Annotated in this window: 16 protein-coding genes; 9 read left to right on the plus strand and 7 right to left on the minus strand. The window is 36.8% G+C overall.

Annotated features, from left to right (window positions below; translation table 11 throughout):
• Nucleotides 1-43 precede the first annotated feature (43 nt).
• Both PZ892_RS00945 and PZ892_RS00950 read left to right on the plus strand, forming a co-directional pair.
• On the plus strand, nucleotides 44-691 hold the full coding sequence (locus tag PZ892_RS00945) for an LUD domain-containing protein (protein WP_094280994.1): 648 nt from the start codon (nucleotides 44-46) through the stop codon (nucleotides 689-691).
• On the plus strand, nucleotides 691-1,320 hold the full coding sequence (locus tag PZ892_RS00950; protein ID WP_182497864.1) for a rhomboid family intramembrane serine protease: 630 nt from the start codon (nucleotides 691-693) through the stop codon (nucleotides 1,318-1,320). The genes PZ892_RS00945 and PZ892_RS00950 overlap by 1 nt, the downstream gene beginning before the upstream one ends.
• 10 nt (nucleotides 1,321-1,330) lie before the next feature.
• Here PZ892_RS00950 and PZ892_RS00955 read toward each other — a convergent pair whose 3' ends face one another.
• On the minus strand, nucleotides 1,331-1,732 hold the full coding sequence (locus PZ892_RS00955; protein ID WP_182497865.1) for a VOC family protein: 402 nt from the start codon (nucleotides 1,730-1,732) through the stop codon (nucleotides 1,331-1,333).
• Between the two features lie 126 nt (nucleotides 1,733-1,858).
• Here PZ892_RS00955 and PZ892_RS00960 point away from each other — a divergent pair, with 126 nt between their 5' ends.
• Nucleotides 1,859-2,272, plus strand: coding sequence for an SRPBCC domain-containing protein (locus PZ892_RS00960; RefSeq protein ID WP_277711977.1), 414 nt, complete (start codon nucleotides 1,859-1,861; stop codon nucleotides 2,270-2,272).
• 28 nt (nucleotides 2,273-2,300) lie between these two features.
• Here PZ892_RS00960 and PZ892_RS00965 read toward each other — a convergent pair whose 3' ends face one another.
• Nucleotides 2,301-2,813: a hypothetical protein gene (locus tag PZ892_RS00965; RefSeq protein WP_182497867.1), complete on the minus strand. Its 513-nt coding sequence runs from the start codon at nucleotides 2,811-2,813 to the stop codon at nucleotides 2,301-2,303.
• Between the two features lie 290 nt (nucleotides 2,814-3,103).
• Nucleotides 3,104-4,000, minus strand: a complete 897-nt coding sequence (locus PZ892_RS00970) for a flavin reductase family protein (protein WP_182497868.1) — start codon at nucleotides 3,998-4,000, stop codon at nucleotides 3,104-3,106.
• 356 nt (nucleotides 4,001-4,356) lie between these two features.
• Here PZ892_RS00970 and PZ892_RS00975 point away from each other — a divergent pair, with 356 nt between their 5' ends.
• Nucleotides 4,357-4,674, plus strand: a complete 318-nt coding sequence (locus tag PZ892_RS00975; protein ID WP_188713397.1) for a hypothetical protein — start codon at nucleotides 4,357-4,359, stop codon at nucleotides 4,672-4,674.
• A gap of 219 nt (nucleotides 4,675-4,893) precedes the next feature.
• Here the strand turns inward: PZ892_RS00975 and PZ892_RS00980 are convergent, their stop codons facing one another.
• Both PZ892_RS00980 and PZ892_RS00985 read right to left on the minus strand, forming a co-directional pair.
• The gene (locus PZ892_RS00980; protein ID WP_182497870.1) at nucleotides 4,894-5,826 is read right to left on the minus strand and encodes a class I SAM-dependent methyltransferase; all 933 of its coding nucleotides are present in this window, start codon (nucleotides 5,824-5,826) and stop codon (nucleotides 4,894-4,896) included.
• A 37-nt stretch (nucleotides 5,827-5,863) separates the two neighbouring features.
• A complete protein-coding gene (locus PZ892_RS00985; protein WP_182497871.1) occupies nucleotides 5,864-7,402 on the minus strand; it encodes a YifB family Mg chelatase-like AAA ATPase in 1,539 nt (512 codons plus the stop codon).
• Nucleotides 7,403-7,846: 444 nt separating this feature from the next.
• On the opposite strand from PZ892_RS00985, the gene PZ892_RS00990 reads away from it, so the two are divergent.
• The 3 genes from PZ892_RS00990 (at nucleotide 7,847) to PZ892_RS01000 (ending at nucleotide 9,224) form a co-directional block, all read left to right on the plus strand.
• A complete protein-coding gene (locus tag PZ892_RS00990) occupies nucleotides 7,847-8,116 on the plus strand; it encodes a YtxH domain-containing protein (protein WP_094257621.1) in 270 nt (89 codons plus the stop codon).
• A gap of 96 nt (nucleotides 8,117-8,212) precedes the next feature.
• Nucleotides 8,213-8,659, plus strand: coding sequence for a hypothetical protein (locus tag PZ892_RS00995; RefSeq protein ID WP_182497872.1), 447 nt, complete (start codon nucleotides 8,213-8,215; stop codon nucleotides 8,657-8,659).
• Nucleotides 8,660-8,666: 7 nt separating this feature from the next.
• Nucleotides 8,667-9,224, plus strand: a complete 558-nt coding sequence (locus PZ892_RS01000; RefSeq protein WP_094257622.1) for a hypothetical protein — start codon at nucleotides 8,667-8,669, stop codon at nucleotides 9,222-9,224.
• A gap of 24 nt (nucleotides 9,225-9,248) precedes the next feature.
• Here PZ892_RS01000 and PZ892_RS01005 read toward each other — a convergent pair whose 3' ends face one another.
• Nucleotides 9,249-10,181 (minus strand): GDP-L-fucose synthase, encoded by a 933-nt coding sequence (locus tag PZ892_RS01005; protein WP_182497873.1) that lies wholly within the window; start codon nucleotides 10,179-10,181, stop codon nucleotides 9,249-9,251.
• 55 nt (nucleotides 10,182-10,236) lie between these two features.
• On the opposite strand from PZ892_RS01005, the gene trmB reads away from it, so the two are divergent.
• Both trmB and PZ892_RS01015 read left to right on the plus strand, forming a co-directional pair.
• Nucleotides 10,237-10,890, plus strand: a complete 654-nt coding sequence (gene trmB / locus PZ892_RS01010; RefSeq protein ID WP_094257624.1) for a tRNA (guanosine(46)-N7)-methyltransferase TrmB — start codon at nucleotides 10,237-10,239, stop codon at nucleotides 10,888-10,890.
• A 36-nt stretch (nucleotides 10,891-10,926) separates the two neighbouring features.
• Entirely contained in the window at nucleotides 10,927-12,363 is a 1,437-nt protein-coding gene (locus PZ892_RS01015) for a M28 family peptidase (RefSeq protein WP_182497874.1), read from the plus strand.
• Here PZ892_RS01015 and pncA read toward each other — a convergent pair whose 3' ends face one another.
• The gene (gene pncA / locus PZ892_RS01020) at nucleotides 12,364-12,954 is read right to left on the minus strand and encodes a bifunctional nicotinamidase/pyrazinamidase (protein ID WP_182497875.1); all 591 of its coding nucleotides are present in this window, start codon (nucleotides 12,952-12,954) and stop codon (nucleotides 12,364-12,366) included.
• Between the last annotated feature and the right edge of the window lie 2 nt (nucleotides 12,955-12,956).

The raw sequence follows: 12,956 nt of genomic DNA on the forward strand, positions 1-12,956 counted from the left end.
AAAAATAGCAGGCAGGACCTTTGGTCCTGTTTGTTTTTATAATATGAATATCAGGAATACGACGGCGAAAGAAAAGATGCTGAAGAAAATTCGGCAGGCACTCCTTCAAAAGAGGGAGAATCCACATCCTATGTTTGAGGAAAGCGCTTTATATAAGGATGAAGAGGATTCATTGGATGTTACTTTTGCGAGGGAATTTACCCAAATGTCCGGTAAGTTTATTTACTGCGATGGGGAAATTAACCTTATTGAGAACCTGATTATTCTAGTTGAGAAAATCAACATCAGTAAAATATATGTTTGGGAGAAACCATTGCAACAGATGTTGGATCAATATGGTTTTCCCTTTCGCCAATCCCAACAAGCTTTAGAAGAAATTGAAGCAAGTATCACCACTTGCGAATCCCTGATTGCGAGGAATGGAAGTATAATGATTTCTAATGCTTCCGAATCTGGGCGTCGATTAAGTGTGTATCCTCCCGTTCATATTGTTATTGCCCGAGCTTCCCAATTAGTGATGGATGTAAAGCATGCCATGGCCCAGATCAAAGAACGTTATGGCGATGATCTGCCAACCATGATTACGACCATAACTGGCCCAAGCCGTACTGCTGACATTGAAAAAAGATTGGTATTGGGAGCACATGGACCCAAAGAACTTTATTTGTTTTTACTAGAAGACCGTTTTTAATGATACAATACTATCTTACTGCTACCCCTGTTGCCAGTATTATTTTTGCACTAACCATCGGATTAAGTATATATGTTTTTTCAAACCCACAGTGGTTCGGCAAACTAATGCTGCATCCATATTCCGTTTATCGTGATAAAAGTAAATGGTATCTTATGTTGAGTAGTGGTTTGATTCATAAAGATTGGATGCACCTGATCTTTAATATGATTACCTTCTATTATTTTGGATTTGGTTTAGAGCAGATTTTTGTAGAAATCAGCGGCCCATCAGGGCATCTTCTATTTGCATTATTGTACATTGTTGCTTTGATTTTGAGCGATATTCCTACCGTATTGCAACAGAAAAATAATTATCACTACCACAGTTTAGGAGCTTCGGGAGCGATCAGCGCCGTGCTTTTCAGTTATATTCTTTTTAATCCAAAAATGATGTTGGGCATCTTTATGATTATTCCTATGCCTGCCTATATTTTTGCTTTTGTTTATTTGGGATACTGTATCTGGGCTTCTAAAAACTCGAATGATGGCATTAACCACGATGCCCATTTATTTGGAGCTCTGTCAGGATTGCTTTTTACCATCATTGCCTATCCTTGGGTCATAAAGCATTTTATAGACCAGTTTTAACAAAGTCTTTTTACATATTATTCATTAACAGGACATTGAATTGATGTCCATCGGGATCTGAGAAAGCAAAGCCATAATAGTTGTTTTCGTCTTTCCCAATGGGTTGAGTTATTGTACCGCCCGCTGCTCGAACTCTGTTTTCAAATTCCTGAACTTCTTCTTCTGTATCTGCGGATAGTGTAAAAATAATACCATCCGTTCTAGATCCCATGGGTAAGTATTTGTCAATTTGACCTGTTCCTTTTTCAAAGAAGTGTATTACAAAATTATTTTCCCCAAAAAAGAAACTTGCCAATTGAAGTTTGTCGCTATGTGGAGGGGTATTGGATTTGAAACCTAGTTTACTATAAAATTCATCTGTCCTTTGCGCAGATTGAACGCTGTAATTCGCCCATATTAGTTTTGGATTCATAAAGCTGATTTTTAATTTGTTATGGAACAAATGGTAGAGGATTTCGTTTCCAGATTTTTATTTTTCTTGTCTTAGGGCAAGTCGAAACCGTTCCACAACTTTTATTTTTGATGTAAATAGACCGTTATGAAAAATCAATTAGAAGCACGAATAATAGTGGAGGCGAGTATAGAGCAGGTTTGGGAAGTTTGGACCAAGGCAGCATATATTAAAATATGGAATGTTCCTTTTCCAGGTTGGCATTGTCCAACAGTTGTTAATGAAGTAAAGACTTCAGGTGTCTTTGATTTTCGAATGGAAAAGAAAGATGGTTCTGAAGGGTTTAATTATAAAGGGAAATATACTTTAGTGGTTCCTTTTGAAAGGATAGAGATTTTACAGGACGATCATAGAAGGTCTGTAATTCTATTTAAGAAAAAAGGAGATTCTGTGGAAGTCATCGAGCAATTTGAACAGGAAGAGCATACTGAGCTAACTTTACAAAAAGACTTTTGCCAAGCTGTATTGAATAAGTTTAAAGCCTGTGTAGAAATAACCTGAAATAGACTGTAAAGCGGTTTTCGTTTTATTATTTTATTTGAAAATTTATTCCTAATTGAAGTGTTGACAGGTCATAGGGTCCGAAGTTCTGCATGTCAAACTTAGGCTTGTAGGCTGCAAAAACAGCAACAGGAGAATTATTAATGTGATAATCCAGAGATGCTTGAGGACGAATTAGAAAATATCTTTCCCTAATATTAATTGGAGATTCAGCAGTGTATTCAAACACAATTCCAGTCCCCACTAGGAATGATAAATGCTTCATAAAACTTGGGAGCTGATATAAGTAATCTGCACCTATATAAGCACTTTTGATATTCGAATATCCTATGTAGGATTGAAATAGCTGATGCTTTGTGAGCTTTCTTCCATACTGCAATCCATAATAATATTCAATTTCATTAAGCAATGGATTTTCTGTGGAACTTTGCTCCTCAAGACCGATTTCGATAAAAACTGCAATGCTGTTTTTATCAGTTTTCGGTTGGGGATTAATATTTGCCATTAATGGCGTCAAAAGCGTCAATAAGTATAATTTCATGCCTACTATAAAATGTAAATCACCTTTTAAAAGACGATTTGATGCAGGATGCATCAAAAGAGCTTGCTTACTGAATAATTTTGTTAGAACTCAATAGGGTATTGCTCCTTATTTTTAATTGTGTTTGGTAAAATTATTCGAATATTTAGATCTTTGGAATTGCTAAATATTTCCTAATAATTTAATAAGGCGCAAAAATAGTATAAATTTATCAATTTTAGGTTGTGTTGGTAAAATATGGTTAGAGTAGTTGGTATCTATTTCAGGGGTTAAGCAGGTAAGGATTTTTTCTAAACTAAGAGTACTTTCCAAGCATCTTCAACATTGCCAGTTTCTAATAAGGATTTTGCTTTTGTATGTTTTATTAAGGTACGTGTATGGATATCTATCGAATTGTCAAGAAGCTCTCTCATTTCATCGGTTTGGCTAAATTCTTTAAGCTCCTTATCTGAAGGTAGATTATTTACAAGTGCCAATAATCCTAAATTATTCCCTGTTAAAATGGAAGAGTTTTTTATCTCTGTGGGAATAGCATCAAACCCAATACCTAATCCAGTACTGTTTTTTGGTTTATCAATTTTAAATAAATTCTCTGGAACAATTCTACAATACCAATCTCCACCCAGTCGCGCGACAAGATCTAATCTTTGAGGTTCTATTTTGCCATTTTCGTTAATGATATCTTCATTGATATGGAGTCTCTTTACCTCAGCAATAATCAAATTGCCAGAACCTGCACTATTTCCTAAAGTAACGACATCCTTTACAAGGCATTCCATTTGTACCGATGATTCTGCTACCCTTGGTGGTTTTACAATTTCCGATGGTATTTCTGTCAACCCAGATTTTAAGAACTCGTTTATGTCCTTTGGATATTCCTTGCTAGTGAGGTAAGTCTGTTGAACCATATTATAATTCACAATATTTATCACGCATTCTGGTACTTCAAGAATGTTCTCGAGCGTATGTTTCTTGCTATTATCATACGCCCTTGTGGTGACAGAAAAAATGCAAATTGGAGGATCGATACTAACTACATTAAAAAAACTAAATGGACTCAAATTTACATTTCCATTTTTATCGATAGTGGAGGCAAAACAAATAGGTCGTGGGGCTATGATACTGTGCAAATAACTTTGCATTTCCGATGATGTTAAGGATGATGCGTCAATCGTTTTTAATTTCATCTATGTGTAGTAATGGTTTTCAAGCGAAGAAAAAATAATAATAGATACTGTTTGAGTTTATTTTTTAGCTGGTCAGTTCGGATAATTAGTCCAGGGCTTAAGTATAAAACTACAATATTTTTTTGTTTCAAGGGCAGGTATAGAATAAAATAAAATTTCTAAACAAGAAATAAAATTAACTAATTTTACCTCGAGGTAGAGGTTATATTCTATTTTGATTTGTTTATCTGATCATTTTTATGAGAAAATTTTTAAAATATATCCTAGTTTCCCTTGTTGTAGCTTCTTGTGGCCCATATCCTGACAAGCCAGATTACAAATATGAATACCAAAATTATAGTAGTTATAATTTAGAGGTGACAAGATATTTGTCTAGTTATGCTATTAATGAAAAGGAAGTAGTTGAATATAGCTATAGATTAAACAAGAATGAATCTATTCGATTCGATGAACAAACGGATGAGTATACTCATTTTAAACATCTCCGTTTGGATTCAGTTAAAATTCTCTTTGAAGATGGGAAAGAGCAGTTATTTAGGAGAAATGATTATTATCTTAATCTTAAGCGACATCAACGCGGCCCCATGGGTCCTGCAAGTCAAGTAATGACGGATCAGGGATCTTATATCCTAAAAACTTATATTATCGATGATTCAGTATATCTATTAGAATAGTAGATGTTGGCTCAAGATAAACTTAGGGATTTAACCGGTTCAATTTCGTAGGCTATTCTCCAGGCATCCCCATGTGGCCTGTTGAATAAAATCGATTATTTAAATCCTGATTGAGCTTCTGGACAACACAAGAAGATAGACAAATAAGACATACAAAACATAAACCTATTTTATTCATGGTCTTATATTTAATAATTGAACTAAGAAATGTTGAATTTTTTAATGTAAATATGGGTTTTTTGGTATTGAAATAAGCTTATATCCTTCGTTTTTTAAAGAATTTTGTAATTCGAATTCAGGTTCGATCTTGAATATAATAATACTCAAAGTTTGGCTAGGGACAATTCCCCATTTTGATAGAAAATCCCGTAATCCCTTCTTAAGGAGAATCTTTCTAAATCTTTTTTCAGATTTGTCTGCGGGGATTTTTTCACTTCCGGAGAACCAATAGTTTGGATTAAAACTTTTGATTGCTACCATTGGCAGGTTTAGTCCGGCTGCAAATTTTTCCATTTCTCTTTCTGATACTTTGTAAACAAAATTGCCTACTGGTTCATATGAAAATCTATTCTTCCAAATTTTATTTATTAAACCATTTTTAATTTTTTCTAGGACATTATTAATTAACAATAAGCATGGCATTTTCAAAATTGGGTCCTGTGGTTCAATGATAACAATAGCTTTTTTAGCTACTCGGATCATTTCATATAGTGCTGCATATGGTCTTGGGAAATGATGGTAGGACTCTTTACATAGAATATAATCTATGCTATTATTCTCGAATGAGAGTTCTTCTGCATTTTCGGCTGAATATTTCTCAATAATGCCAACTTCTTTAGATACGGCAAGAAATTCATTATTAATATCGGAAGCAATGACATTTTGAACGCCTCTCTCCAATAAATAGTTTGCATCATGACCATAGGCATCTCCTATAGTAAGCCAGGTTGCATCTTTATATTTTGTAATGGGTTTGACGCAATCAAAAAAATGATTTTGTAACCAGTGGTTTATTGATCCTTTGTATGCTTTTATTCCATTCAACAGGGCCAATTTTTGCTCTTTTTCAGGGAATAGATTTGTATACCAATTGGAATGTCTATTATAACTATCTTCTTGAAGAGATTCAGGATTCTTGGATGTATTTTCCATGTTATTGTTTAATCTGAGCAGAAATTTAATAATAGCTTTAACCGGTCCAATTTTCTCGGTCTAAACTTCGGAGTTGTATGGCTTCCGCGAGGTGTTCATTGCTGATTTCAAGGCAATCGGCTAAGTCGGCGATTGTTCGGGCGACTTTCAGAATACGGTCGTAAGCTCGGGCGGAAAGATTTAATCTTTCCATTGCTCTTTTAAGCAACTTTCTTCCAGTTTCATCAATAATGCAGATTTCCTGGATGTTTCGAGCCCTCATTTGTGCGTTATTGTGGATGTTTGGATATTTTTTGAAACGTTGTTCCTGGATTTTTCGGGCTTGGATCACTCGGTTTCTGACCGCTTCACTTCTCTCAGAAGATTTCTTTTCGGTCAATTCATTAAACTCAACAGGGGTAACCTCAATATGGATATCGATTCTATCCAACAGCGGACCTGAAATTTTACTGATATATTTTTGAACGTTATGGGTTCCGCAGAAACAGGTTCGCATGGGGTGATTGTAAAAACCACAGGGACAAGGATTCATTGCGGCAATCAACATAAAGCTTGCAGGATAATCTACGGTAAATCGCGATCTTGAAATCGTAATAGACCGTGATTCTAAGGGTTGGCGCATCACTTCCAATACTGACCTTTTAAACTCTGGGAGTTCATCCAGGAAAAGCACACCATTATGAGCGAGCGATATTTCTCCTGGTTGGGGGTAATTTCCCCCGCCTACGAGGGCTACATCAGAAATAGTATGGTGTGGAGATCGGAAAGGTCGGATGGTTAATAGCGAAGTTGAGTTGGGGAGTTTTCCGGAAACGGAGTGTATTTTTGTGGTTTCCAAAGACTCATCAATGGTCAATGGGGGGAGGATGGTTGGCAATCTTTTGGCGAGCATTGTTTTTCCGGAACCTGGCGGGCCAATAAGGATTAAATTATGTCCTCCTGCAGCAGCTATTTCCAAGGCTCTTTTAATATTTTCCTGACCTTTTACATCTGCAAAATCTAAGTCGTAACTATTCAGCAGCTGTTCAAAACGTTCGTTGATATTGACCTTGCTGGATTGAATTTCCTTGCTGCCATTGATGAATTGGAGAGCATCACTCATGGTTGTTATTCCAATTACCTCGATTCCGGAAACAATGGCGGCTTCCTCCGCATTTTCCGTAGGGAGAATAATGCCTTTAAATCCGTCCTTTTTTGCTTGCAGGGCAATGGGTAGGACTCCTTTGATGGGTTGAATTTTGCCATCAAGGGACAGCTCGCCTAATATGATATATTTATTTAAGGATACCGTTGGAATTTGGTGAGATGCTGCCAAAATCCCTATTGCGATAGCTAGATCATAAGATGAGCCTTCTTTTCGAATATCAGCGGGGGCTAAGTTGATAATTATTTTTTGGCGTGGCATGGAATAACCGTTGGACAAAATGGCGCTTTCTATTCGCTGCAGACTTTCTTTGACGGCATTATCGGGAAGTCCAACTATAAAATAATGCAATCCTCCAGTTACATTAACTTCTACCGTGATGCTAGTTGCGTTAATACCAAATACGGCACTGCAATATGTTTTTACCAACATTTATGCTAAAAATTGTTTCTTTAAAAATAAATAAATTTATTTAGAAACGGGTGTAATGATTGCTTATTATCTGTGGTGGTTAAAAACATTAACCCTACTATAAATAGAAAACTTGACATACTTGACATGACAATATTTTCTTGGTTTATGAAATTGAAAAAGTTTAGGAAGAACAGATCAGGAAATGGAGAATGTCATCTAAGCGATAATGGGTTTAAATTTGTAGGATAAAACTTCGTTTTTGGGTTAATAATGCAGATTATTAATGAAAGAAATTGTGGAATATCCTTCGAAATTCTTAACTTTTACTGAATTACAATAAGTGCTTTGTAGATTGAAGTTGACGGTATTGGGTAATTTTTTAATAAATAAAACGATTCGGTCTATTTTTTGTTATAATAGTAATATTAGAAATTGGTTTAACAACATAATTGCAAAATAAATATGAAGGATAACGGTAAAATTGTAACAGCGCTGTTGGCTGGACTAGCCGCAGGTGCAGTTTTGGGAATTATTTTCGCACCTGAGAAGGGGAGCGAGACGAGAGAGAAGTTGAATGAATCATTAGCTGATTTGACGGATGCGATCAAGGAGCGTGCTGAGGAGCAATTCGATCAGTTGAGTGATTTTAAAGATAAAATCGTTGCGGCGGTAAAGTCTAAAATAGGCAGAGCAGAAGATGCGATCGATGAGGAAATTGAGGAGCATGCATAGTGCATTAGCCAAACCTTAGATTATTAAAAATTTTTAAATAATAGTTCCAAGACTATCGCTAGGTAGTCTTGGGATCTATGATATGGAATTACGTGCATGGAAGAACAAAAATTTTCATTTTCTGAAGTATTCGATAAATCTAAAGAATACATAGAGACACAAATAGAATTGGCAAAGTTGAAGGCGTTATCACGATCTTCAAGGATTGCCGGGTCGTTGATTGTGGATGGTAGTAAGGTTTTATTAGCCTTACTGATTGTGTTTTTTATATCTCTAGCCTTAGGCTTTTATTTAGGGGAGTTATTAGGGAGTTATTCTCTAGGATTTTTGGCTACTGGGGGGATCTTTTTTGTGATATTGCTCTTGATTAGGATTTTTGAGCCACGTTTGGAGGCGAAATTCATGAACATGACGATAAAGCGGATTATGTCAAAATGGGATGCTGATGATCATGATGTTGAGGTTGAGGAAATCAAGGAGGAAGTCCGTGATGCGGAAGAAAGAGTTGAGGAAGAGTTAAAAGAAGAAAAAGAACGAGTTTAATCAGGATATGAGAACAAAGGTTACAAATTTTGATGAATTGACAGCGGAGATTGCTCGCCTTAAAATCCAAAAGAAAGAGCAAGAAGCATTTCTGTTGAATCAATATGATTTACTGAAACATAAGGTTGAAGCCCCTGCGCGTATTGCCAATATGATTTTTAACCGTGTTCCGGGCGTATCCACTATAAAGGGATTGGTTTCGGGTATCGGTCAGGTTACGAATAAGAATAATAAGGCTGATTGGTTGACAAAAGCCCTTCAATTGGGACTTCCACTGGTCTTAAATCGTACTTTGTTGAAAAATGCGGGTTGGTTGAAGAAAGGATTAGTTCTTTTTGGTTCTGAAACAGTTGCGAGTCAGGTAAATCAAAGTAAGGTTACTGCCGTAATTGACAAGTTGACTTCTTTTATTAAGCCCAAAAAGAAGAAAAAGAAAAAGGTCGCTGAAGTAGAAGCCGTTGTTGAAGGCACTCCGATTCCACCGAATCATCCACCGATGATCACGGCAGAGGAAAGTGTTCAGGATAATATGTATGGTATTCCAAAAGACAGCGAAGCCTATTAGGATTCATTTCCAAGTTATGGGTTATTATTCTTGATTTTTGCTCAAGAAATCTTCATAAGCGAGTTTTATCCCATCTTTAAGGGAGGTTTTTGCTTTCCAGCCCAAGCTATGTAATTTGCTTACATCCATTAATTTTCTTGGCGTGCCATCAGGTTTGCTGCTATCAAATTCTAATTCGCCTTGGTAACCTATGACCTCTTTGATCAATTCAGCCAAATCACGGATACTAATATCTTCCCCTACACCAATGTTTACAAATTGGAGGTCATTGTAATTTTCCATTAAGAAGACACAGGCATCTGCTAAATCATCTGCATACATAAATTCTCTCAAGGGATTTCCAGAGCCCCAAATATTCACTGTTGGGCTATTATTAATTTTTGCTTCGTGGAATTTTCGAATTAATGCAGGTAGCACATGTGAATTTTCGGGATGGTAGTTATCATTAATTCCATAAAGGTTGGTTGGCATGACGGAAATATAATTATCGTCATATTGTAGCCTATAAGATTCGACCATTTTTATACCTGCAATTTTCGCGATTGCATAAGGTTCATTTGTTGGTTCAAGGGTACCTGTTAAAAGGTAATCTTCCTTCAATGGCTGCGGTGCCATTTTGGGGTAGATACAACTTGATCCCAAGAACATAAGTTTCTTAGCGTCATTTTCATGAGCATAGTGGATTACATTATTTTGTATGGCGAGGTTTTCATAAATAAAATCTGCACGGTAGACGTTATTTGCCATAATTCCTCCGACTTTAGCTGCCGCCAGAAAAACATACTCAGGTTTCTCAGTTTCAAAAAATTCTTTAACAGCTTGTTGGTCACGTAAGTCCAACTCTTTTGAGGTTCTCACCACAATATTTTCGAATCCCTGTTCTTTTAATTTGCGGTAAATAGCCGATCCGACCATGCCTCTATGTCCTGCAACGTAAATTTTCGCTTGTTTTTCCACCTGATTGTATTATTTATACAAATATAAGGTTAATTTTGCGACTTAATTATCAGCTATGGGTAAGGATAAACTAAGAAAATTCGCGGAAGTATCGACTTTTAAAAACGTTGTTCAGTTAGATGCAGGGAAAGAATATAAAGGTAAATGGGGGCAAGAATTCTTCAAGAATGATAAACCATTAATCTTGGAATTAGCCTGTGGAAAGGGGGAATACACTGTCAATTTAGCGAAGTTATTTCCGGAGAAGAATTTTATTGGAATAGACTATAAGGGCAATAGAATTTGGCGTGGAGCGAAGACAGCCTTGGAAGAAGGGATTGATAATGTTGGATTTTTGAGGATTCAGATTGAGACTATTTTGGAGCATTTTGAGAAGGGCGAAGTTTCAGAAATCTGGATTACTTTTCCGGATCCACAACCCCAAGATAGCCGTGAGAAAAAACGCCTGACCAATCCGGTGTTTTTGGAAAGATATAAGGAGATTTTAGTGCCTCAGGGGATTATGCATCTGAAAACAGATAATGATGGATTTTTTGCCTATACCCTGGAGCAAATAGAATTGCAATCACTACCTGTCTTAAAAGAGACCAAAGATTTATATCATTCAGATTTAGTTGACGAAGTACTGTCTATCAAGACTTATTATGAGAAGAAGTACTTAGCAGAGGATAAGAATATTAATTATGTTCAGTGGAAATTCGCAAAATAATAGCGAATTAAGAAGGATTTCGTAAATTCATTTATTATGAAAAGAATTTACCTAATCTGCCTATTATTAAGTTATCAATTTGCCTCAGCACAGGATAATTTAAAATCCGACTTCCAAAAGATCTATACGGACGTAAACACAAATTCGGAAGCTTATGTGCGTTTGAAGTTTAGTACGGAGAATTTGGGGCATCGGCTTACTGGTTCCGAGCATGGAAAGAAAGCGGAAGAACATGTTTATAATCTTTTGAAGTCCTATGGCTACGAGGTAAAATATCAGCCATTTTCTGCACAAAGTTGGGCGAGGGAATCATTGAGCCTGACTTTGAATGATTCCAATGTTCCAACGGTTTCTTTGGCACATTCCCCAGTAAAAGTAGACCTGAAGGCTGAACTGCTGGATTTGGGAAATGGCTTGGAGACCGATTACCAAAAAATCGGCAAAAAAATAAAGGGTAAGATTGCTCTTGTATATCTACATATTCTTCCCAATTCAGGGGAGAATCTAAAAAATCTACATCGTTCTGAAAAAACGGCCTTAGCTGAGAAATACGGTGCGAAAGGTATTGTATTTATCAATAGCGTAAAGGGAAATGTTCTTTTAACCGGTACGGCTTCCATCACTGGTAAACTAATTGATATTCCTGCCATTTGTATAGGTTTCGAAGATGGGATGAAATGGAAAGAAACCTTGGTGAAGGAGAAAGTGCTGGCAGATATTAAAATGCGAAATAAAGCAGAAGAAGCCACTGCAAGGAATATAATTGTTTCCATTAAAGGTTCAGAGATTCCAGAAGAAAAGATCGTAATTGGTGGGCATTTGGATAGTTGGGATTTAGCAACCGGTGCAATAGATAATGGTTTAGGTTCCTATGCAATCATTGACATGGCTAGAGCATTCAAGCAGCTAGATTTGAAGGCAAGGCGTTCCATTGATTTCGTGTTATTTATGGGTGAAGAGCAAGGGTTGCTAGGGTCAAAGGCCTATGTCGCAGATGCGATTCAAAATGGAACCTTGGGTCAGGTAAAATATATGTTGAACTTTGATATGACCAATGCGCCGACAGGGTTTTCCACGAGTAGAGAAGAGATGGTTCCATTGTTAGACTCCTTAGGAGCTATTTATGCGGAGGTTGATCAAGATTTTAAAAACAACAACAGTTCTGGCGCTGGATTGCATAGTGATCATCAGCCTTTTATGATGCAAGGAATCCCTACTGGATCGGGTTCGGGGGGTAAGCTTCCAAATAATGCAGGCTTATATTATCATTCGGATAATGATGTTTTCAATTTGGTTGATAAAAAGGGATTAGAACAAACTGTTCGGGTTGGGGCAGCTTATTTATATGCCTTGGCAAATGCCAAAGAAATTCCTGCTCAGCGTTTTTCGGACGATGAAATTGTAAAATTCTTGGAAGCAAAAGGGCTTAAGGAGCCACTGATGATTTCAGGAGAATGGCGTTGGGGGAAGTAATTATAACAATGAACCTCCAGCCTGGATAAAGGTGTTTTTCTTTTCCATAAAGGCACCTTTATCTATTGCTTTCGTAGCCTTGGAGATAATACTGGTTTTAAAGCCTTCAGAAATTGCATCCATAGCCGTAAAGAACACACAGAAATCTGCAGCCAGACCACAAACATGAACCTCATCGATGTTTCTGGCTTTTAAGTACCCTGCCAAACCGGTGTCTTTTCTTTTGCCATTATCATAAAATGCGCTATAACTATCGATTTTAGGATCCATCCCTTTTCGGAATATGGCTTCTACCCGATTGGTTTGGAGATCTTCTGAAATTTGAGAACCATAAGACTCCTGAATACAATGGTCAGGCCAAAGGACCTGCTCCAATCCATCCAGATCGATAATTTCAAAGGGTAATTTATGTTCATGTTGACTTGCAAAGCTCAAGTGTCCTTGCGGGTGCCAATCTTGACTAGCCACTACGAGGTCATAATCCTTTTGGATATTGTTAATGATTGGGATAATCTCATCGCCTTTAGGAACCTCTAGAGATCCACCCGGTAAAAAGTCATATTGAACATCTACAATTATTAATGCCTTCATAG

The sequence above is a fragment of the Sphingobacterium sp. WM genome (assembly GCF_029542465.1).
Classification (GTDB): Bacteria; Bacteroidota; Bacteroidia; order Sphingobacteriales; family Sphingobacteriaceae; genus Sphingobacterium; species Sphingobacterium cellulitidis.